The sequence below is a fragment of the Achromobacter aloeverae genome (genome assembly GCF_004121055.1).
Lineage (GTDB): Bacteria > Pseudomonadota > Gammaproteobacteria > Burkholderiales > Burkholderiaceae_B > Bordetella_C > Bordetella_C aloeverae.
In genome coordinates, this window is the sequence record NZ_PYAL01000005.1 from 194,509 (window position 1) to 214,498 (window position 19,990).

19 protein-coding genes are annotated in these 19,990 nt (G+C 66.7%); 5 read left to right on the top strand and 14 right to left on the bottom strand.

Annotated features, from left to right (window positions below):
• The first annotated feature begins 130 nt into the window (after positions 1-130).
• On the top strand, positions 131-511 hold the full coding sequence (locus C7R54_RS17650) for a DUF427 domain-containing protein (RefSeq protein ID WP_129151739.1): 381 nt from the start codon (positions 131-133) through the stop codon (positions 509-511).
• A gap of 88 nt (positions 512-599) precedes the next feature.
• Here C7R54_RS17650 and C7R54_RS17655 read toward each other — a convergent pair whose 3' ends face one another.
• The 9 genes from C7R54_RS17655 to gtdA all read right to left on the bottom strand — a co-directional run bounded on the left by C7R54_RS17655 (position 600) and on the right by gtdA (position 9,726).
• Complete coding sequence (locus C7R54_RS17655; protein WP_129151740.1) at positions 600-1,787, bottom strand: 3-hydroxybenzoate 6-monooxygenase; 1,188 nt, start codon at positions 1,785-1,787, stop codon at positions 600-602.
• A complete protein-coding gene (locus tag C7R54_RS17660; protein ID WP_129151741.1) occupies positions 1,784-3,151 on the bottom strand; it encodes an FAD-dependent oxidoreductase in 1,368 nt (455 codons plus the stop codon). The genes C7R54_RS17655 and C7R54_RS17660 overlap by 4 nt, the downstream gene beginning before the upstream one ends.
• A gap of 28 nt (positions 3,152-3,179) precedes the next feature.
• Complete coding sequence (locus tag C7R54_RS17665) at positions 3,180-4,169, bottom strand: Bug family tripartite tricarboxylate transporter substrate binding protein (protein ID WP_129151742.1); 990 nt, start codon at positions 4,167-4,169, stop codon at positions 3,180-3,182.
• Complete coding sequence (locus C7R54_RS17670) at positions 4,162-4,539, bottom strand: chorismate mutase (protein WP_129151743.1); 378 nt, start codon at positions 4,537-4,539, stop codon at positions 4,162-4,164. Before C7R54_RS17670 ends, C7R54_RS17665 begins: the two co-directional genes overlap by 8 nt.
• 50 nt (positions 4,540-4,589) lie before the next feature.
• Entirely contained in the window at positions 4,590-5,228 is a 639-nt protein-coding gene (maiA, locus tag C7R54_RS17675; protein WP_129151744.1) for a maleylacetoacetate isomerase, read from the bottom strand.
• 100 nt (positions 5,229-5,328) lie between these two features.
• Positions 5,329-6,294 carry a tripartite tricarboxylate transporter substrate binding protein gene (locus C7R54_RS17680; RefSeq protein WP_129151745.1) on the bottom strand — a complete coding sequence of 322 codons (966 nt, stop codon included), beginning with the start codon at positions 6,292-6,294 and terminating at the stop codon, positions 5,329-5,331.
• Positions 6,295-6,432: 138 nt separating this feature from the next.
• Complete coding sequence (locus tag C7R54_RS17685) at positions 6,433-7,749, bottom strand: flavin-dependent oxidoreductase (protein WP_129151746.1); 1,317 nt, start codon at positions 7,747-7,749, stop codon at positions 6,433-6,435.
• Positions 7,750-7,869: 120 nt separating this feature from the next.
• Positions 7,870-8,568: a fumarylacetoacetate hydrolase family protein gene (locus C7R54_RS17690; protein WP_129151747.1), complete on the bottom strand. Its 699-nt coding sequence runs from the start codon at positions 8,566-8,568 to the stop codon at positions 7,870-7,872.
• 105 nt (positions 8,569-8,673) lie between these two features.
• On the bottom strand, positions 8,674-9,726 hold the full coding sequence (gene gtdA, locus C7R54_RS17695; RefSeq protein WP_129151748.1) for a gentisate 1,2-dioxygenase: 1,053 nt from the start codon (positions 9,724-9,726) through the stop codon (positions 8,674-8,676).
• Between the two features lie 129 nt (positions 9,727-9,855).
• Here gtdA and C7R54_RS17700 point away from each other — a divergent pair, with 129 nt between their 5' ends.
• Both C7R54_RS17700 and C7R54_RS17705 read left to right on the top strand, forming a co-directional pair.
• Complete coding sequence (locus tag C7R54_RS17700; RefSeq protein WP_129151749.1) at positions 9,856-10,776, top strand: LysR family transcriptional regulator; 921 nt, start codon at positions 9,856-9,858, stop codon at positions 10,774-10,776.
• Positions 10,777-10,910: 134 nt separating this feature from the next.
• On the top strand, positions 10,911-11,528 hold the full coding sequence (locus C7R54_RS17705) for a glutathione S-transferase family protein (RefSeq protein ID WP_129151750.1): 618 nt from the start codon (positions 10,911-10,913) through the stop codon (positions 11,526-11,528).
• A 72-nt stretch (positions 11,529-11,600) separates the two neighbouring features.
• Here C7R54_RS17705 and C7R54_RS17710 read toward each other — a convergent pair whose 3' ends face one another.
• Together C7R54_RS17710 and C7R54_RS17715 are read right to left on the bottom strand one after the other, a co-directional pair.
• The gene (locus tag C7R54_RS17710; RefSeq protein ID WP_129151751.1) at positions 11,601-12,446 is read right to left on the bottom strand and encodes a glutamate racemase; all 846 of its coding nucleotides are present in this window, start codon (positions 12,444-12,446) and stop codon (positions 11,601-11,603) included.
• Positions 12,447-12,591: 145 nt separating this feature from the next.
• The gene (locus tag C7R54_RS17715; protein WP_129151752.1) at positions 12,592-13,482 is read right to left on the bottom strand and encodes a LysR family transcriptional regulator; all 891 of its coding nucleotides are present in this window, start codon (positions 13,480-13,482) and stop codon (positions 12,592-12,594) included.
• Between the two features lie 129 nt (positions 13,483-13,611).
• Here C7R54_RS17715 and C7R54_RS17720 point away from each other — a divergent pair, with 129 nt between their 5' ends.
• On the top strand, positions 13,612-15,204 hold the full coding sequence (locus C7R54_RS17720) for an MFS transporter (protein ID WP_377814035.1): 1,593 nt from the start codon (positions 13,612-13,614) through the stop codon (positions 15,202-15,204).
• Here C7R54_RS17720 and amaB read toward each other — a convergent pair.
• Together amaB and C7R54_RS17730 are read right to left on the bottom strand one after the other, a co-directional pair.
• Positions 15,156-16,670, bottom strand: a complete 1,515-nt coding sequence (gene amaB / locus C7R54_RS17725; protein ID WP_129151753.1) for an L-piperidine-6-carboxylate dehydrogenase — start codon at positions 16,668-16,670, stop codon at positions 15,156-15,158. The two genes, C7R54_RS17720 and amaB, sit on opposite strands and share 49 nt — an antisense overlap.
• 88 nt (positions 16,671-16,758) lie before the next feature.
• On the bottom strand, positions 16,759-18,048 hold the full coding sequence (locus C7R54_RS17730; protein WP_129151754.1) for an NAD(P)/FAD-dependent oxidoreductase: 1,290 nt from the start codon (positions 18,046-18,048) through the stop codon (positions 16,759-16,761).
• Between the two features lie 142 nt (positions 18,049-18,190).
• On the opposite strand from C7R54_RS17730, the gene C7R54_RS17735 reads away from it, so the two are divergent.
• Complete coding sequence (locus C7R54_RS17735; protein ID WP_129151755.1) at positions 18,191-19,099, top strand: LysR family transcriptional regulator; 909 nt, start codon at positions 18,191-18,193, stop codon at positions 19,097-19,099.
• A gap of 32 nt (positions 19,100-19,131) precedes the next feature.
• On the opposite strand, the gene panB is transcribed toward C7R54_RS17735, so the two are convergent.
• The gene (gene panB, locus C7R54_RS17740) at positions 19,132-19,980 is read right to left on the bottom strand and encodes a 3-methyl-2-oxobutanoate hydroxymethyltransferase (RefSeq protein WP_129151756.1); all 849 of its coding nucleotides are present in this window, start codon (positions 19,978-19,980) and stop codon (positions 19,132-19,134) included.
• Between the last annotated feature and the right edge of the window lie 10 nt (positions 19,981-19,990).

Consider the following 19,990-nt stretch of genomic DNA (forward strand, 5'->3'; position numbering starts at 1 on the left):
GGGCAAAGCATAGCCGTCCTGATGGGCAGCCGGGCTTTTTTGGGAATAAGCTATGAACAGTCGCCCGTGCGGCGCCATGGTCTTGCCGCGCCAAGGCGGCTCTGCAAGCCCCTGCATACAGGAGAGCGCAATGACACTAGCCATGAAGGTCCCAGGTCCCGACCACCCCATTTCCGTCAGTCCCGCGAAAGCGCAGGTCATCGTCACGGCAGGCGGCCGTGTCGTGGCGGACACCCGCGCGGCGTTGATGCTGCGCGAGGCTTCCTATCCGCCCGTGTACTACATCCCGCGGGAAGACGCCGACATGACGCGGCTGGTGCATTCGACGCACGTGACGCATTGTCCCTATAAAGGCGAATGCTCCTACTACAGCATCGCCGGCGAGGAAGACCGCGGCCGCGATGCCGTGTGGAGCTACGAGAACCCGTATCCGGCCGTCGCCGCCATCGCTGGCCATCTCGCTTTCTATCCCGAGCGCGTCGACGCGATCGATATCGTGCCCATCGACTGACGTGCCCATCGACTGACGCGGCACGTGGTCGCCGTTGCGGACGCGGTGGCGGCAGCCGCACCGGCCTTCCCATGACCGGATGGTTTGCTCAGAAACGGGGAACCTCCCACCCATACAGCCATTCCAGCGCATCGTAGAACCGCGACTGCGCGCGCCCTTCCCACAGCGTGTTGCGCACCAGCCGCTCGACGCCCTGGGCGTGATAGATACGGCCCATTTCGCGCGTGGACCACACCACGCGCGCGGTGCGCGGAATGCGCAAGGACTCGTAGCGCCGAAATCCAGCCTCGAAGTCCATGTCGCAGGCTTTCAGCGCCAGGCCCAGCGTCACCGCGTCTTCCAGCGCCATGCACGCGCCCTGCGCCATGTACTGCACCATGGGATGCGCCGCATCCCCCAGCACGGTGGCGCGCCCCACGCTCCAGCGGTCGACGGGGTCCCGGTCGGCGGTGGCCCAGCGCTTCCATGACGTGGGCCGGTCCAGCATCTGCGCGGGACGCGCATGGATGCCCTGGAAATAGGACATCACTTCATCCTTGCTGCCTTCGCGCACGCCCCAGACTTCCTGTTCACGGCTATGGAAAGTCACGACCAGGTTGAACTGCTGGCCACCGCGCAAGGGGTAGTGCACGAGATGGCAGCGCGGCCCGGCCCAGAGCACCGGCGCGTTGATGCGCAACTCGTCCGGCATGTTCTCGCGCTCGACCACGGCGCGATAGACCACATGCCCCGTCACGCGGGCCTCGTCGCCGACCAGTCTTTCCCGGATGACGGACTTCACGCCATCGCAGCCCACCACGGCATCCGCGCGGTAGCGCTCCCCGCGCGTGTCGACGACCTCGATGCCATCCGCATCCTGCTCCAGCCCGGCGATCTGCGTCGACGTCTTGAACGTGATGCGGGGATCCTCGCGCACGGCTTCGAGTATGGATAGATGGATGTCCGTCCGGTGGATGACCGCATAAGGACCGCCGAAGCGCTCGCGGAAAGCCTCCCCGGTGTCGATGCGCACGACTTCCCGCGCATCGACGGCGTCCATCATGATGATGTGGTCCGTGAAGACGGCGCGCTTGCGGGCATGGGCGCCCACGCCCAGCGCGTCCAGCGCGGCGAAGGCATTGGGGCCCAGCTGGATGCCCGCGCCGATTTCACCGATTTGCGCGGCCTGTTCCAGCACCTGCACGCGCACCCCCTGCCGCGCCAACGCGAGGGCGGCCGCAAGCCCGCCTATGCCGCCGCCGACGACGATGACGGACGGTTCCGAGCTCTTGTTCATGCGATCTCCGCGCGTTGCTGTTCCGCCAGGAAGACGCCTTGCGCGCGCAACTGCCGTTGCAGGTCGCGGACAGGCAATTCCGCCGGCATCGTTCCTCGGGCCAGCGCCATCGCGGCCGCGGTGCCCGCGGCTTCTCCCATGACAAAGCAGCTGCCACTGACGCGCGCGGCGGACTGGCCTTCATGCGTCATGCCCGCGCAGCGGCCGGCCACCAGGATATTGCCCGGGCGGCCCGCGCCGCGTCGCGGCACGATCATGCGGAAGGGCAGCTGGTTGTAGCCGCGCGATTCCGGGATGGGCGGCCAAACCCATTTCACGTCGCCGGCCATGTGGATTTCCAGCGGCCAGCCATTCACGCCTATGCTGTCCTCGAAATCCGCGCAGCCCAGCACGTCCTCCTGCGTCAGCATGTATTCGGCCACCACGCGGCGCGTTTCCCGTATTCCCAGCTGCGGCGCGATGTCCAGCACATAGGCGTGTTCGAAACCCGGGACCTTGGCGCGCAGGAAGCGCAGGTACTCGACGATCTGGCGGCGTCCTTCCATTTCGCCGGCCGACAGCGAACCCGCGTCCGTGCCGTCCGCCGCCGATCCATCGGCATCGGACAGCTGCGTGACGTTGACCCGCCATTCATAGTCGTGCTTCTGCGGCCGCACGATGGCGCCCCGGCGAGGGAAGCGGAACTCGCCGCTGGCCTCGGCCTGGTCCATCAGCAGGGGGATGCTCTTCCAGGCATCCTGCGCGCGGGCGCCATCCACATTGCCGACCTTGAACATCAACGTCGGATAAAGCATGCGGCCCTGCGCGTCGCCTTTCTCGAAATCCAGGCCGGCCCAACGCGCCAGGTCGGCATCGCCCGAGCAGTCGATGAAGACACGGCCGCGCACGGCGCGCGGTCCCGACTTCGTTTCCACGATCACGGCATCCACCTGGCCGTCGTCGTTGACGGTCATGCTCGACGCCAGCGCATGGAACAGCACCTGGGCGCCGCTATCGTGCAGCAGTCCATCGGCGGCCAGCTTGAACGCGGAGATGTCATAGGCTTGCGCGTGGATCTTGCCCAGGATCAGGTGCGGCTCGTTCAGGCCGTCCAGGGCGCGCATCCGGTCCAGCAGGTCGTCCGCCGTGCCATGGACGACCTGCTTTATCTCGCCATGGATGTTGGCGTGCAGTCCGCAGAAGTTGGAAACCCCCGCCGCGGTCCCCATGCCTCCAAGAAAGCCGTAACGCTCTATCAGCAGGACGCTGGCGCCGTTGCGCGCCGCGCAGGTTGCCGCCAACAGGCCAGCGGGCCCGCCGCCCAGCACCACGACGTCATACTCGCCTTGCACCGCGATGCGTCGCGCGGGTTCGGTCACATACATGGTTTGCTCCTCGATGCCGGAAGATGTGTCATTGGACCTTGATGTCCAGCTTCTTGATCAACGGACCCCAGCGCTTGAGCTCGTCGTCCATGTAGGCGCGGAAGTCCTCGGGCGTGCTGCCCACGGGGTCCATGTACTGCGCGCGCAGGCGCCTGGCCACCTCGGGATCGGCGATGGCCTGGATCAACGCGTCCGATAGTTTCTTGCGGATCTCCGGCGGCACTTGCGAGGAAACCACGAACCCTATCCAGGCCGATCCCTCGACGCCCTGCACGCCGACTTCGGACAGCGTGGGGATGTCCGGCAACAACGACGAGCGCTTGGACGACGTGACGGCCAGCGCCTTCAGGCGGCCATCCTTGACCATGGACATGACGGCGACCGGCGGCAGGGCGCCGAATTGGGTGTCGCCGGACAGCAGCGACGTCAACGCCGCGGGCGAGGAAGGATAAGGCACGTGCACCGCCTGGGCATGGATCTGCTGCAGCATCAGCTCGACGCCCAAATGGGACACGGTGCCGGCCCCCGGCGACGGGAAATTGAACTTGTCCGGATTCTTCCTGATGGCCTCCAGCAACTGCTGGACCGTCCCGATGCCCGATGTCGTCGGCACGACCAGCACGTTGGGCTGGTGCACGGCCAGCGTGAGCGGCGCCAGGTCACGCTTGGGATCGTAGGGGAGTTTGTCGAAGAGCAGGGTGTTGTTGACCAGCGGACCGGTGATGGAGACGCCGAAGGTGTAGCCGTCCGGCTTGGCGCTGGCGATGGCGTAGGTGCCGATATTGCCGCTGGCGCCCGGCTTGTTCTCGACGACGATGCTTTGGCCCAGGATGGCGCCGGCCTTTTCGCCGACGATGCGGGCCACCTGGTCGGGGCTGGAGCCGGCGCCGAAGGGCACGATGACCTTGAAAGGCTGGCTGGGCCAGGTATCGGCGTGCGCGGCCGCCAACGGCGCAAGCGCCGCGATGCCCAGGATGGCGAGCAGACGGCGCAGGCGAGCGGGTGCGTGCTTATTCACTCTGGTCTCCGATGCGATGCATGTGGTTGAAGTAGTGCTGCTCGTTGGCGATGAAGGCGGCGACCATGGCGCGATAGGTTGCGTCCACCACCTGGTCCAGGTTCTCGAAGCCGCGGTCGTGCCGGTGGGCGAGCTGGCGCGCCTTCTCGAAGACCTCGGCCTGGCGCGCGGGGGCGCTGACCTGGTAGGCGTCGCGCTTGAAGCGGGCGGCGTCCTTGACGTACATCGCCCGCTCGGCGATCAGGCGGACGATCTGGTCGTCCAGCCGGTCGATATTGGCGCGGATCTCGGCCAGGGTTGCGCACAGTGGCACGTAGCCAGGGTCGGTATAGGCCCGCAGCGGGCCGCCGTTGGGATCGGGTTCCTGCATGATGTCTCCGTTGTTGTCGTTGTTTTGGTTGTGGGCGCCAGCCGCCGACGCTATGCCGTGTAGTCCGGCTGCCGGGACGGCTGCGCCCGCTGGAACGCGGGCTGGGCATTGCAATGCGCGTAGACGGCCATCGCCTTGGGATAGGCCGATATATCGCACTCCATGCGCAAGGCATTGGCGATCTGGGGTACCAGGCAGCAATCCGCGAGCGTCGGCGCGTCGCCGAAGCAATAGGGACCGTGCCCGTGCCGCGCCAGCAGGTTCTCGACGGCGGTCAGCCCTTCCGCGATCCAGTGCCGATACCATGCATCCTTCTGTTCGGGCGTCACTTGCAGGACTTTTTGCAGATAACGCAGGATGCGCAGGTTGTTCACCGGATGGATATCGCACGCGATGACGCTGCTCAGTTCAAGCACGCGGGCGCGCAGCAGCGTGTCCTGGGGCAACAGGCGAGGTTGCGGATGAGTGCTGTCCAGGTAGTCGATGATGGCTAGCGATTGACCCAGGTTCATGTCCCCGTCGACCAGCGTCGGCACGCCACCCGAAGGATTGCGGGCCAGGTAGTCCGTCGCGCGATGCTCGAATTTACGTATGTTGACGGGCACGTAGACATGGTCCAGTCCTTTCAGTGCGAGGGCGATGCGTACGCGGTAGGAAGTCGAGCTGTTGAAGAAGCTGTAGAGTTGCATGGTGGCGGTTCCGCTGGAAATGGGAGACTGCGGGATTCGGTTGGTATCGGCCTGGCCGGCCGCCGTGAGCGGCTGGCGGCGGCGGCGCGGCGCGCGCTGGTCAATCCGCCTTGATGCCGGCCCGCGTCACCACGTCGCTCCAGCGCTTGGCGTCCTTGCGTATCAGCTCGGCGAACTCCGCCGGCGTGGAGGTCGCGGGCACCATGCCCTGGGCTTCGAACGCGCTGGCGGTAGACGGCGCCTTCAAGGCTACGGCGATCTGCCTGTTCATGCTGTCGATGATGGCTTGCGGCGTTCCCTTGGGCGCCAGCACGCCGTACCACATGTCGACGTCCGCTCCATGCAGGCCGGACTCGCTCAGCGTCGGCACGTCGGGCAATTGGGGCAGGCGCTTGGGACTGCCGGTGGCCAGCGCCTTGAGCTTGCCCGCCTTGATCTGCGGCAGCGCCACATGCACGGGCAGGAACATGTAGTCCAGGCGCCCGGCCAGCATATCGGTCACCGCGCCCGCCGTGCCCTTGTAGGGCACGTGCAGCATGGTCGCCTTGGCCTGGTCCAGCAGCAAGGCCATCGCCAGGTGATGCGGCGTGCCGACGCCTGGCGTCCCGTAGGACAGTTTCCCCGGCTGCTTGCGCGCGGCGTCCTCCATCTGCTGGATGGTGCCGACCGGATTGGACGGGTGCGTGACCAGCAGCAGGGTGCCCCAGGACGTCAGGCTGACGGGCGCGAAGTCCTGGATGGGGTCGTAATGCAGCTTCTCGCGGTAGAGCGGCTGGTTCATGACGAAGGTGTTCACGGTCACCAGGAAGGTATAGCCGTCGGGTGCGGCGCGGGCAACCTTCTCCGTGCCGATGTTGCCGCTGGCGCCGGCCAGGTTCTCGACGACGACCGCCTGGCCCAGGGTCTTGGGCAGCGTGGCGGCCAACTGGCGCGCCACCTGGTCGATGCCCGTGGCCGGCGTGAAGGGCACGATGAGGGTGACGGGCCGGTCAGGCCATGCAGCCTGGCTGGCGTTTGCCGCCAGCATCAGCATCAGCGCGGCCAGGATGCGGAAGAGGTTCTTCATATTGTCTCCGTTGTTGTTGTCGTCCCGGCCATCGAACGCGGGATATCCGTGACCGGGCGGGCGCTTCGGAACTTCGGAAAATCTGCTGCGGAAAATCTGCTACGGCACATCCGTCCGGGGACCGTCGCCCCGCAAAGATCAAAGGAAAGAAGGGCGCGCCGCCAGCATCGCCGGATCGAAACCGGCCACCTGCTTGTAGCGGTCGGAAATGCCCTGCAGTTCGTCGCGGCTGATGATGTCCTCGATGCGGTCGAACGGACGATCATGCGAACGCTCGTAGGCCTCGCGCAGAATGGCATCGGGCGGATTGCTGCGATTGGTGAGCACGACCTTGGTGGTTGCCGCCACGCGCGCGCGGTCGTATTCCTGGAGGGCAGCGGGACCCAGGCCCAGGCGCTTGAGCTGTCCCGCCAGGTAACGGGCGTCGATGATGGCCTGTCCCGCGCCGTTGGAGCCGCGCGGCACCATGGGGTGGGCGGCATCGCCCAGCAGCGTCATGCGGCCCCGCGTCCAGGTCGGCAGCGGGTCCTGGTCCACCATGGGGTATTCCAGCACGGCGTCGGCGTTCCTGATCAGCGCGGCGACGTCCAGCCAGTCGAAATGCCAATCGGCGAAGGCCGGGAAGAAATCTTCCAGGCGTCCTTGGCGCGTCCAGTCCCGCACGGCCGGCTCGGGAGACTCGATCTCCGCGACCCAGTTCACCAATTGGTTGCCGTCGGCGTCGATGTTGTCGCGGATAGGGTAGATCACCATCTTGCCGATCGAGAGCCAACCCGCGCGCACCATGCTGCCGCCGCTCAGGAACGGTTTGCAGCGCGTCACGCCGCGCCACATGTTCACGCCGGAATAGCGCGGCGCGCCTTCATCGGGATAGAGCTGCTTGCGCAGCGCCGAGTGGATGCCGTCGCAACCGACGACGATGGCGCCACGCACGGGCGGGCGTTCGACGCCGGCACTGTCCGTCATGTGCACGGTGACGCCGGCGTTCCCGCTTGCGTCCTCGCTTTCGTCCTGTTCTACGCGCACGGCCCGGTGGTCCACGCACACGCTATCCTCGCCCAGCCGTTCCCGCACCGCGGCCAGCAGCGTCATTTGCAGGTCGCCGCGATGGATGGAGTATTGCGGCCAGGCATAGCCGGCCGCCTGGCCGGCGGGCTCGCTGTAGATGAACTGGCCGTGCCGCGTGAAGAATATCGATTCCTTGGTGCGCACGCCTACACGGTCCAGGGCAGGCAGCAGGCCCAGCTCGTCCAGTTCGCGCGCCGCATGCGGCAGCAGGTTGATGCCCACGCCCAGCGGCTTGATCTCGCGCACGGACTCGTATACGCGGCAGGCGATCCCCGCCTGGTGCAGGCTGAGCGCCAGCACCAGGCCGCCCACGCCCGCGCCTACGATGATGACGTCGGTGTCCTTGTCGGTTCGCTTGTCAGTTCGCTTGTCAGTGTGCTTGTCCATGGCCGATCTCCTTTTTGTCTTCTCATGGCCGCTGTTATCGTCCGGCTGCTTCGTCTACCCGCTTGCTCGGCCCGGTGACGCGGTGCGATAGGGCTACCGCGTCCTGCGCGCCTGCGCCGGCTAGACCACGCGCGCGCGCAGGACGCCCAGGCCATCCACGCCGCCTTCCATCACATCGCCCTTGACCACAGGCCCCACGCCATCAGGCGTGCCCGTGTAGATCAGGTCGCCCGGCTCCAGGCGGAAGTAGCGCGACAGGTAGGCGATCGTTTCGGCGACCGACCAGATCAGTTTGGACGTGTCGCTGCGCTGCTTGTCCTGGCCGTTGACTTTCAACCAGATGGCGGCCTGGTTGTAGCGTCCCTTGGCGGCGACGGGAACGATAGGCCCGATGGGCGCGCTGCGATCGAAGGCCTTGCCCAGTTCCCATGGCCGTCCGGCTTCGCGCATTTGCATCTGCAGGTCGCGGCGCGTCATGTCCAGGCCGACCGCATAGCCGTATACATGGCTCGGCGCATCTTCAACCGCAATGTTCTCGCCGCCCTTGCCGATGGCCGCCACGAGCTCGATTTCGTAGTGGTAGTTGCGGGTCTCGGCGGGGTAGGGCACGTCCAGGGTCGCGTCTTCCGCAACCGGCGTCACGGCGTCGGCCGGCTTGCAGAAGAAAAAGGGCGGTTCGCGATCCGGATCGAAGCCCATTTCGCGGGCATGCGCAGCGTAGTTGCGGCCGACGCAATAGACGCGGCGGACGGGAAAACGGTCGCCGGTGCCGGCGACGGGAACCGTGACGGGCGCCGGCGGCGCGATGACATAAGACATGGTCGAATTACCCTTGTTGGGAAGTGAGTCAACACCGCTTGCCAGGGCGCACGCCAGCCCGGGTTCATGATGGACACGAGGTGCGCCACCGCGCGCCACGGCCTCTCATTCCATGCGAGCTTCGCGCAGCAGGCCCAGGGCCAGCTGTACGGGACGATCGGAGAAGCTGAACAGGATGGTGTCTTCCATGGCGGCCAGCTGCACCGGCTGCCAGGATGGCGCCACGAAGACATCGCGCGGCCCGAAGTGGAATTCCTGGTCGCCGATGAGAGCGGTTCCCCGGCCCTCGACCACGGAATAGACGGTGGAGTCGGTGCCGCGATAGGTCTTGCCCTGGAAGCCGGCCGGCAGGAATTGCATGAAGGCGGCCATCGTGGGCATGGGCGACCCGCCGGTAGCCGGGTTCACGTAGCGCAGCTTTACCCCGTCCCATGCATCCAGTTCGCCATAGCGGTAGAGCTGGTCCAAGGCTTCGCGGCTGCGCGCATAGGGATAGTTGAAGATGGGCGAATTGCCATTGGCCGGCGCATAGCGGACGGGCGCCATGTTGTAGGCGAAGCGCGCATGGCTGTCGCCTTCGTGGCGGGTCACGGGCTGCGTGGCGGCGGGATAGTTCTCCGCGAAGCCGGCATCCAGCATGCGCAACAGGGGAATATCCAGGCCATCCAGCCATACGACGGGTTCGCCGCCGTCGGCCGCTTCCAGATTGCCATGATCATGGTAGGTCCATGACGGCGTGATGATGAAGTCGCCCGGGTGCATGGTGGTGCGTTCGCCATTGACCGCGGTGTAGGCGCCTTCGCCTTCGACGATGAAGCGCAGGGCCGATTGCGTATGGCGATGGCTGGGCGCGATTTCGCCCGGAAGGATCAGTTGCAGGCCGGCATATAGCGTCTGGGTGATGCTGGCCTGGCCCGGCAGGCCCGGGTTTTCGAGGATCAGGACGCGGCGGACGGCTTCTTCGGCGCTGATCAGCGTACCGGCCTCCATCACATCCGCGCGCACATCGTTGTAGCGCCAGATGGCCGGGATACAGCGCGGCTGCGGCGTGGGCGGGACCAGGTTGTGCAAGGACTCCCAGAGGGGAGCCATGTTCTTGCGCCCGATGCGTTCGTAATACGCGGCACGGTCGGCGCGCGCGGAAGTACCTTCTGGCATCGCGGTGTCTCCTCTTGGTTTTTTCCCTATTATGAGAGCGCCGATATGCCTTCAGAAATGAATTTATCTTATTATCCATACCAAAAATAATATGGCTGGCGCCCCCGGTGCGAGGAGACTACGCAGCTCATGGACTGGACCTACCGACTGCGGCTGCGCAATCTGAAGATGCTGCTCAGCCTGGCGCAGACCCGCAACATCAGTCATTCCGCGGCCATGCTGAATACCACGCAGCCCGGTTTGTCGAAATGGCTGAAGGACCTGGAGGACGATATCGGCCTGCCCTTGTTCGAGCGTCATGCGCGCGGCTTGCGGCCCACGCCCTATGGCGAGGCCTTGATCGCCCATGCCCAGCGCATCGACGCGCAACTGGAGCGCGCCAGCGGCGATATGGCGGCGTTGCGCCAGGGTGGCGGTGGCCGCGTGGTGATCGGCGCCTCCGGCGCCTCCGCGTCGGACACCGTCCCGCTGGCGGTCATGCGCTTGCTGGAGCGCATGCCCCAAGCCCGCGTCAAGCTGGTCGAGTCGACCATGGACCAGTTGCTCAACCAGCTGGCGCAGGGCGAGCTGGATATCGTGGTGGGACGCTCGGCGCCGGAGCATCACGATCCCGCCATCCTTTCCGAATCGCTCTACATGGAGCCCGTGCACCTGGTGGCGCGACCGCGCCATCCCATCTTCGATCTGACGCGCGTGGATTGGCGGGACGTGATGACCTATCGCTGGATCGTATGGCCGAAAGGCACGCCGATACGCAATGCGCTGGATACCGCGCTGGCCGCCGCGGGTGAACGCTTGCCCGCGGATCATGTGGAATCGAATTCCGTGACGATCAACCTGACGTTGATCAGCAGCAGCGACGTGATCGGCGTGGCGTCGCATCGCGCGGCGCTGCGGTTCTCCCATATGAAGGCCATGCGCATCGTGCCGATCCGGCTGTCGGGTTTCGGTTCGGTGGCCATGTACTGGCGGCAGGAGGCATTCCAGCAGGCGGCCGTGGAAGCGGCCCTGGCCAGCCTGCGTGGCGTCGTGGCCGAGCACCAGGGGTAGGGTGGCCGCGGGAGGCACGTTATGCTGGATGAAGTGCAATTGCCGGATGAAGTGCAATTTGATTGGTGTACTCACACTCGGTGAATACACACTCGGTGAATACACACTTGGTGAACACACAACAGGAGACGAACTTGGCGACTGAACCTACCTTGTATTACGCACCGGGAACCTGCGCGCAGGCCGTGCTGATCGCGCTTTATGAAGCGGACGCGGCGTTCACGCTGAAGACGTTGAGCTTTGCCAACAACGAGCAACGCAGCCCGGAATACCTGGCCATCAATCCCAAGGGACGCGTGCCGGCGCTGGTGACGTCGCGGGGCGTGCTGACGGAGGCGCCAGCACTATTGTTGTACGTGGCCCAGACCTATCCCCAGGCCAAGCTCGCGCCCCTGGACGATCCGTTCGCGCTGGCCCACATGCAGGATTTCAACAACTACCTGTCTTCCACGGCCCACGTGGCTCATGCGCACCGTCCGCGCGCGTCCCGCTGGGTCGACGACGAATCGGCCCAGGCCGCCGTCCGGGCGAAGGTGCCGCAGAATATGCGCGAGTGCTTCGGTCTTATCGAGAACCACTATTTGAGCGACAAGCCCTGGGTGATGGGTGATCAGTTCACCGTTGCCGACGGCTACCTGTACACCGTCGCGGCGTGGCTGCAAGGCGACGGCGTGGATATCGCCGAGTTTCCCCGCGTGGCTGCGCACGCCGAACGGATGCGCGCCCGGCCGTCGGTGCGCAAGCTGGGTTGAGCGCAAGCGGTCGATGGCTGGCTGGCCTGGGCGCAAGCCGGGTCAAGCCACAGCAAGCCGGATCAAGCCGGATCAAGCCACCTTCTGGAATTGCACGATGCGGCCATGGAAACGGCCCGCCACCTGGGAGACGTGTTGCGGGTCGCCCGTCGTCAGGTAGGTGGTCGCCGCGGGTGCGGTCGACGAAAAGCGCGGATGCCGCGCGAGGTAGCGCCGCAGGCTCGTTGCGGTGACGTCACCTTGCGTGAGCAGCCTGACCTCGGACGGCAGGGCGGCCCTGAACAGGTGCTCGATCAGCGGATAGTGGGTGCAGCCCAGGATGCAGACGTCGGGGACGCCGTGGGCCGCCAGCAGTTCTTCGACGTAGCCCTGTACGAAGGGCCGGATGTCATCGTCGCTGGCGCCTTCGTCTATCATCCTGGCCAGTTCCGGACAGGCCTGTTGTGACACGCGCAGGGCGGGCGCGCGCTTGGCGATTTCCGTGACGTAGGCGCCCGTGTTCACCGTGTGCCGCGTGGCGAAGACGGCCACATGCAAGGCCGGACCGGCATCGGCGTCGGCCGGCGAGAGCCCCGCGACGTTCGTTTCCCACGGCATGCCCGTGATGGCCTCGATCATCGGCACGATGACGCCGATAACCCGGTTTTGCGGATAGGCGTGGGGCAGCCAGGTCTGTTGCAGTTGGCGCAGCCCGGTCGCCGCGGCGGTATTGCAGGCGATGATGACCAATGGGCAGCCGAGGCCGAACAGGCGCTCGATGCCTCGCAAGGTCAGGTCGTAGATGTCGGCGGGGGAGCGATTCCCATAGGGAGCATTGCCGTGATCTCCCAGATAGGTGAACGATTCCATGGGAAGTGCCTGCTCCAATGCGCGCATGACGGTCAGGCCGCCGCTGCCGGAATCAAAAACGCCGATCACCGCAAATTCTCCACAACATTGAGCCGATATTATCGTCAATTTTTGAGCAAGCACTTTTGAGCAAGCACTTTTGAGCAAGCACTATTGTGCGCACTACCGGCTCCCCGCCTGGCCTTCCGGCGCGAAGGATAGCGGGCGGCGATCTTCACGCCGCACGAAACAGCCGACGCGCCGCGAAGTCGACGAACACCCGCAACTTGGGCGAGACATGACGGCTCGATGGCCACAGGATCGAGAACTGCCCCTGCGCGCCGGCGCAATCATCGAGAACGGTTTGCAGCGTCCCCGCGGCGAGCGCGTCGCATACAAGGAAATCCGGCATGTAGCCTATGCCCAGGCCCGCGGCCACGGCCTGGTACAGGGCTTCCATGTTGTTGCACACGATGGCGGGCGCCGGATTGGGCGGGGCCATGTCGTCGCAGGCCAGGTCCCAGGGCTGCAGCTTGCCGGTGGTGGGGAAGCGATAGCGCACGCACGCATGGGTGGCCAGCTCGTCCAGGTGCGCCGGGGCACCCGCTTGCGCCAGGTATGCGGGCGCAGCACATAGCACCAGCCGAAAGGGGCCCAGGCGGCGGGCCGCCAGCCGCGAATCCACCAAGGGACCGCTGCGGATCACCGCGTCGAAGCCGCCTTCGACGACGTCCACCAGGCGGTCGTTGAAATCGAGGTCCAGTTCGATATCCGGATACTGGCGCCGGAAGTCCGGCAGCACGGGCAATAGAAAGCGATAGCCGATCGCGGGCAAGCTGATGCGCAGGCGTCCGCGCGGCATGCTGGCGGCTTCCGACAATACCGCCCGGGCCTCGCGCAGGTCTTCCAGGGCTCGGCGGCAGCTGGCGTAGTAGCGCCGGCCTTCGTCGGTCAGGGTGATCTTGCGCGTGCTGCGATGGAATAGACGTACGTCCAGGCCTTGTTCCAGCTTGGCGATGGCCTTGCCGACCGCCGAGGCGGAAATGCCCAACTGCTCGCCCGCTGCGACGAAGCTGAGGGTTTCCGCGACGCGTACGAAGGCGACGATACCATTGAGATTGTCCATGCCCGATTCTACGGGGCATGGCGGTCCGCGCGGCCGGAAATCGATTCCGGAATGAACGGAGCGCCAAGTGGTTTCCGCGACGGCGCCGTGGATTTATCTTTCATCGCCTTGCCGTTTGCGGGAATGACGATGAAAGAGACACGAACCATGCCGCGTGGCGCGGATAATGATGCGCATGGCGGCGCCGCAGGCCGGGGCGCCATACTGGCCGCCGTCTGCCTTGCCGCGCTGGCGCTGCCCTTGAGCTTCTCCGGCGGCGCCGTGGCAACCCCGGCCATGGGCCGGTCGCTGGGCGGCAGCCCCGAAGCCATGAGTTGGGTCACCAACGCGTTCATGCTGACATTCGGCAGCATGTTGATGCTGGCGGGCGCGTTGGCCGACCGCCTGGGCCGCAAGCGGGTATTCGCCTGGGGGGTGGGCGGCTTTGCCTCTTGTGCGCTGGCCCTGGGCTTGGCCCCCACGCTGGCCGCCGTCGACGTGCTGCGTGCCTTGCAGGGTATTTTCGCGGCTGCCGCGCTGGCCGGCGGCACGGCGGCGCTGGCGCAGGAGTTCGAGGGCGCGGCGGCGACCCGCGCCTTCGGCGCCCTGGGTGCGACGTTCGGCGTGGGCTTGGCCTTCGGTCCGGTGCTGGCAGGCTGGCTGATCGAACACTTCGGCTGGCGCGCGGTCTTCCTGACCGGTGCGGTGGCGGGCATCCTGGCGCTGGGCTTCGGCGTGCCGCGCATGCGGGAGACGCGCGATCCGCACGCGGGCCGTTTCGATTGCCTGGGCGCGCTGCTGTTCACCGCGGCGTTGACCGCCTTCACTTGCGGCATCATCGAGGGACCGGGGCTGGGCTGGCGCCATCCTCGGGTGATGGCCCTGTTGACGGGCGCCGTCGCCCTGTCGCTGGCTTTCCTGCGTGCGGAAGCGCGCGCGCAGCGTCCCATGCTGGATCTCAGCCTGTTCCGCTATCCCCGCTTCGTGGGCGTGCAGCTGCTGCCGGTGGCGACATGCTACGGCTACATCGTCCTGCTGGTGCTGTTGCCCCTGCGCTTCATCGGCGTGGATGGCTATGACGAGATGCAGGCCGGCATCCTGATGCTGGCCTTGTCGGTGCCGATGCTGTGGGTGCCTTTCGTGGCCGTGCGGCTGACCCGCGGCTTCGATGCGGGCGCCATCTGCGGCGCGGGACTGGTCCTGGCGGCCGCGGGTTTGTGGGCGTTGCGCTGGGCCTTGCGCGACGGACCCGGCGCCCTCGCCGTCGTGCCCATGCTGATGATAGGCGTGGGGGCGGGCCTGCCGTGGGGACTGATGGATGGTTTGTCCGTGAGCGTGGTGCCCAAGGAGCGGGCCGGCATGGCGACGGGTATTTTCAGCACCATGCGGGTGGCTGGAGAAGGCGTGGCCTTGGCCAGCGTGACGGCGGTGCTGGCCGCGTTGGTGGCGGCACGGCTGCGCGAGGTCCTGCCCGGCGTGGATGCCGGTTCGCTCACGGGTGCCGCCGTGCGCCTGGCCACCGGCGATCTGTCCGAGGCCTTGTTGCTGCTGCCGGGCATGGCGCCGGCGTCCGTGCGCGCATCGTACGCCGAGGCGTTCGGATTGCTGCTGGACGGCCTGGCTGTCATTACCCTGCTATGCGCGGCGGGCGTGCTGGCTTTCCTGGGGCGCAAGCCATCGCCGCGCATGGAGCCTCAAACGTTGAAATCCACCCCCTGCGCCAGCGGCAGCTCGCGCGAATAGTTGATGGTGTTGGTGGCGCGCCGCATGTAGGCCTTCCAGGCATCCGAGCCGGATTCGCGTCCGCCGCCGGTGTCCTTGTCGCCGCCGAACGCGCCGCCGATCTCCGCGCCGGACGTGCCGATGTTGACGTTGGCGATGCCGCAGTCCGAACCGCTGGCGGAAAGAAAGCGTTCCGCTTCGCGCAGGTCGTTGCCGAAGATGGCCGAGGACAGGCCTTGCGGCACGCCGTTCTGCATGTCGAGGGCCTCGTCAAAGGAGTCGTAGCTCATGACGTAGAGTATCGGCGCGAACGTTTCGTGGCATACCGTGGCGGTTTGCGCGGGCATTTCGACGATCGCGGGACGCACGTAGTAAGCCTGCGGATAGCGGTCGGCCAGCACGCGCTCGCCGCCGAATACCTGGCCGCCCTCCTGGCGGGCGCTTTGCAGCGCGGCCTGCATGCCGTCATGGGCGGCCTTGTCGATCAGCGGCCCGATCAGGGTCTTGGCGTCCGTGGGTATGCCGATGGTCAGCTTTTCATAGGCCTGCTTCAGGCGCGCCACCAATGTCTCGCGCACGCTGGCATGCACGATCAGGCGGCGCGTGGTGGTGCAGCGTTGGCCGGCGGTGCCGACGGCGGCGAAGAGTATGCCGCGCACCGCCAGGTCCAGGTCCGCCGTGGGCGTGACGATGACGGCGTTGTTGCCGCCCAGCTCCAGCAGGGAACGACCGAAGCGCCGCGCCACGCGGGGCCCGACCTCGCGGCCCATGCGCGTGCTGCCGGTGGCCGAGAGCAAGGCCACCTTGGGATGATCGACCAAGGCCTCGCCCACCTCGCGCGTGCCCTGGACCACTTGCGACAGGTGCGCCGGCGCCTTGCCGAAGCGCTGCGCCACGCGTTCGAACAGGGCCTGGCAGGCCAGCGCCGTGAGCGGTGTTTTTTCCGATGGCTTCCACACCACCGCGTCGCCGCACACCACCGCCAGCGCGAAATTCCAGGACCACACCGCAACCGGGAAGTTGAAGGCGCTGATCACGCCCACCACGCCCAGCGGATGCCAGGTTTCCATCATGCGATGGCCGGGCCGCTCGGACGCGATGGTCAAGCCATAGAGCTGGCGTGACAGGCCCACCGCGAAATCGCAGATGTCTATCATCTCCTGCACTTCGCCCAGGCCCTCCGTCAGGATCTTGCCGGCCTCCAGCGACACCAGCGTGCCCAAAGCCTGCTTGTTCTGGCGCAGTTCCTCGGCGAACAGGCGTATGAGCTCGCCGCGCACCGGCGCCGGCACGACGCGCCAGGCCAGGAAGGCTTGCTGGGCGCGGTCGACGGCGGTGGCGACTTCTTCCACGGTGTGGGTGCGCACCGCACCGATCTGGCTGCCATCGATGGGCGAGTGCGCGGCCAGCGCCCCTTGCTGGAATGCGGCGGCGGCCACGCCCAGTTTCTGCAAGGCGTCCTGGGCTTGAGCGGCGGTAGTGGTCATGGCTTATCTTCCATTGAGGTTGCGGATCGCGGCGCGGCCTGCGGGCGGCGCGTCGCGGTTTATCGATTCGATGGTTCGTTGCAGCGTATCATCGCGCGTCCATCCCGTGCACCAGGCGCGCGCCGACTTCGTAGCAGCATTCGCGCGTGCGCCGCCACGGCGCGCGTTGGATGGGCGTGACGGGCAGCGGCAGATCGTCCTCCGTCTTCGCGCCCAGCACCAGGCGCGCCAGTTCGCGGCCCAACACAGTGCCGGGGGCGATGCCGCGCCCGTTGTAGCCGCTGAAGGAAACGGTGTTGCGCGCCGCGCGATGCAGGCGCGGCAGGGCATCGGTGGTCATGCCTATGGTGCCGTACCACTCGTGCTCGAAAGGGATGTCCTTGAGGGCCGGATAGAGCTGCGCCAGGGCGCGGCGTCCCCATTGCGTATGGATGCGCAAGCCGGCGCCGGACAGCGCCCCTACGCTGCCGAACACCAGGCGGCCGGCATCGTCGTAGCGGAAGGAGGACAGCACCTGCCGCGTATCCCATGCGCCTTGCCGTTCCGGCAGGATACGTTCGCGCAGGGCGGGGGTAAGCGGCGCGGTCGCCATGTTGAAGTAGGGCAGGCGCACCAGCTCCGTGCGCAGGCTGGCCCACGGACCATCCTGGTGACTGTAGGCATTGGATGCCACGATGACCCAGCGCGCGCGCACTACCGCGCCCGTCTGCGTGCCTAGCTCCCAATGCGACTGCCGGTCGTGCGCGGCCGTCACCGGGCTTGCTGTATGGATGGCGGCGCCGGCTTTCATAGCCGCGCGCGCCAGGCCGCGCGCATAGGCCAGCGGCTGTATGGTGCCGGCGCGCAGGTCCAGCAGCGCGCCCGTATAGGCGTCGGTGCCGGTCTTGGCGCGTGTCGCTTCGGCATCGAGCAGATGCACGGGCGCCTTCAGCGCCGACCACTGTCGCGCGCGTTCCGTGATTTCCTTCAGCCCGGCCCGGCCCACCGCGCAATGCAGGGTGCCGGTGCGCGTTGCCTGGCAATCGATGGCGTGGCGCCGTATCAGCTCGAACACCAGGTCGGGCGCATTGCCCAGGATGTCCAGCAGCCGTGCGCCGTAGGTCTCGCCGAGCACGGCGGACAGTTCGGCGGGCATGACCCACATGCCTGCATTGACCAGGCCGACGTTGCGGCCGGAACCGCCATAGCCGATTTCCTCCGCTTCCAGCACCGCAACACGCGCGCCGCCTTCGGCCAGGTGCAGGGCGGCGGACAACCCGGTATAGCCGGCGCCGACGATGGCGACATCCACGGCCTGGTCCGCCTGCAAGGGCGGAGTGACGGGCGCGGGCGGCGCCGTCGCCTCCCAGAGGCCATGCGAGCGGCGGTCATTCTTCATCAGGGTTATCCCGGGTCCGGCGAATAGGGGCTCATGCGTAAACGTCATCAACTGACGGGAAACCAGTGCATTCTGTCCACGCCCGTCCCAGGCGTCAAACGATGTTCTTGCCTGATGTCATGCGGATATAGAATGACCTACCATGACACTCGTACGCCGTTTCCTGCCGCCCACCGCCGAACTGTGCGCCTTCGAAGCCGCGGCCCGGCGACGAAGCTTCACCGCTGCCGCCGAAGAACTGAACCTGACCCAGAGCGCCGTCAGTCGCCAGATTCGCTCGCTGGAAACGCTGCTGGGCGCGGACCTGTTCATCCGCGAACGGCAGACGGTGCGGCTGACGGCGGCCGGCGAAGCCTTCGCGCAAGAGGTGCGCGGCGCCTTGCAGCGCATCGCTACCGCCACGCTGGGATTTCGCGCCAATCCGCTGGGCGGCACGGTCAACCTGGCCGTGCTGCCGACGTTGGGCGCGCGCTGGCTGATGCCACGCCTGCCGGACTTCATCGCCACCCACCCCGATGTCACCGTCAATCTCATCACGCGCTTCGAGTCCTTCGATTTCCAGGTCGGATCGTTGGATGCCGCGATTCATTTCGGCGCCGACCATTGGCCCGGCGCGCGCCTGGATTTCCTGATGGAGGAAACCGTGGTGCCCGTGTGCAGTCCGCGCCTGAAGGCGCGTCATGGCTTTGCCGCCGCGGCGGACCTGGCCACCGCGCCGCTGCTGCACATCGTGTCGCGCCCGGACGCCTGGGAGCGCTGGTTCGACGCCATGGGCGTGCCGGTCGCCGAAGTGCACGGCATGCTGGTGGACCAGATCGTTTTCGCCGCGCAGGCGGCCATCGCCGGCATGGGCGTGGCGGTATTGCCCCGGTTCCTGATCGAAGATGAACTACGGCGCGGCGACCTGGTGCTGGCGGTCGACCGGCCACTGCGCAGCCAGGGCAATTACTACCTGGCCTGGCCGCCGGGCAAGCAGGACCTGGCGCCCTTGCAGGCCTTCCGGCGCTGGCTGCTGGCCCAGGCCGCCGAATTGCGCGCTACGTCGGCATGAGGCCAGGCCCGCGCAGCCGCAAGGCGCATGGATCAATAGGCGTGTTCGGGCGCCGGGAAGCTGCCGTCCTTGACCGCGCGCACATAGGCGGCGACCGCTGCCTGGATGCTGTCGGCGCCTTCCATGAAGTTGCGCACGAAGCGCGCCTTGCGGCCCGGGAAGACATTCAGCATGTCGTGCAGCACCAGCACCTGGCCCGAGCAGTCGGCGCCCGCGCCGATGCCGATGGTGGGGATGCCCACTTCCGCGGTGATTTCAGCGGCCAGTGCGGCGGGCACCATTTCATAGAGCAGCATGGCGGCGCCGGCATCGCGCGCGGCACGCGCCTGCTGCTTCAGGTGGGCCGCGCTGGCTTCATCCTTGCCCTGCACGCGGTAGCCGCCGAGGGCATGCACGAATTGCGGCGTCAGTCCCATATGGGCGCACACCGGCACGCCGCGCTCGGCCAGGAAGGCGATGGTGTCGGTGAACCACGATGAGCGCTGGTCCAGGCCCTCGATCTTGATCATGTGGGCGCCGGCCGCCATCAGGGCCGCCGAGCTGGCATAGGCTTGCGCCGGCGATTCCTGGTAGCTGTTCCAGGGCAGGTCCGCCAGCACCCACGCGCTGCGGTTGCCGCGCACCACGCATTGGGTGTGATAGACGATGTGCTCCAGCGTGACGGGCAGCGTCGACGCCTGGCCCTGGATCACATTGCCCAGCGAGTCGCCGATCAGCAGGATGTCCACGCCGCATTGGTCCAGCAGCGCCGCGAAGCTGGCGTCATAGCAGGTCAGCATGGCGATTTTCTCGCCTTGCTTGTACATCGCCTGCAATTGGGCAAGGGTGATGGGCTTGCGGGCGGCGGGGGTCGGAGCGCCACTGGCTGCGGTGGGATACATGGGCAAACCT

Coding starts and splice junctions, on each gene's coding strand:
- C7R54_RS17650 (WP_129151739.1), top strand. CDS start 131: ATGACACTAGCCATGAAGGTCCCAGGTCCCGACCACCCCATTTCCGTC.
- C7R54_RS17655 (WP_129151740.1), bottom strand. CDS start 1,787: ATGAACAAGAGCTCGGAACCGTCCGTCATCGTCGTCGGCGGCGGCATA.
- C7R54_RS17660 (WP_129151741.1), bottom strand. CDS start 3,151: ATGTATGTGACCGAACCCGCGCGACGCATCGCGGTGCAAGGCGAGTAT.
- C7R54_RS17670 (WP_129151743.1), bottom strand. CDS start 4,539: ATGCAGGAACCCGATCCCAACGGCGGCCCGCTGCGGGCCTATACCGAC.
- maiA (WP_129151744.1), bottom strand. CDS start 5,228: ATGCAACTCTACAGCTTCTTCAACAGCTCGACTTCCTACCGCGTACGC.
- C7R54_RS17680 (WP_129151745.1), bottom strand. CDS start 6,294: ATGAAGAACCTCTTCCGCATCCTGGCCGCGCTGATGCTGATGCTGGCG.
- C7R54_RS17685 (WP_129151746.1), bottom strand. CDS start 7,749: ATGGACAAGCACACTGACAAGCGAACTGACAAGCGAACCGACAAGGAC.
- C7R54_RS17690 (WP_129151747.1), bottom strand. CDS start 8,568: ATGTCTTATGTCATCGCGCCGCCGGCGCCCGTCACGGTTCCCGTCGCC.
- gtdA (WP_129151748.1), bottom strand. CDS start 9,726: ATGCCAGAAGGTACTTCCGCGCGCGCCGACCGTGCCGCGTATTACGAA.
- C7R54_RS17700 (WP_129151749.1), top strand. CDS start 9,856: ATGGACTGGACCTACCGACTGCGGCTGCGCAATCTGAAGATGCTGCTC.
- C7R54_RS17715 (WP_129151752.1), bottom strand. CDS start 13,482: ATGGACAATCTCAATGGTATCGTCGCCTTCGTACGCGTCGCGGAAACC.
- C7R54_RS17720 (WP_377814035.1), top strand. CDS start 13,612: ATGAAAGAGACACGAACCATGCCGCGTGGCGCGGATAATGATGCGCAT.
- amaB (WP_129151753.1), bottom strand. CDS start 16,670: ATGACCACTACCGCCGCTCAAGCCCAGGACGCCTTGCAGAAACTGGGC.
- C7R54_RS17730 (WP_129151754.1), bottom strand. CDS start 18,048: ATGAAGAATGACCGCCGCTCGCATGGCCTCTGGGAGGCGACGGCGCCG.
- C7R54_RS17735 (WP_129151755.1), top strand. CDS start 18,191: ATGACACTCGTACGCCGTTTCCTGCCGCCCACCGCCGAACTGTGCGCC.
- panB (WP_129151756.1), bottom strand. CDS start 19,980: ATGTATCCCACCGCAGCCAGTGGCGCTCCGACCCCCGCCGCCCGCAAG.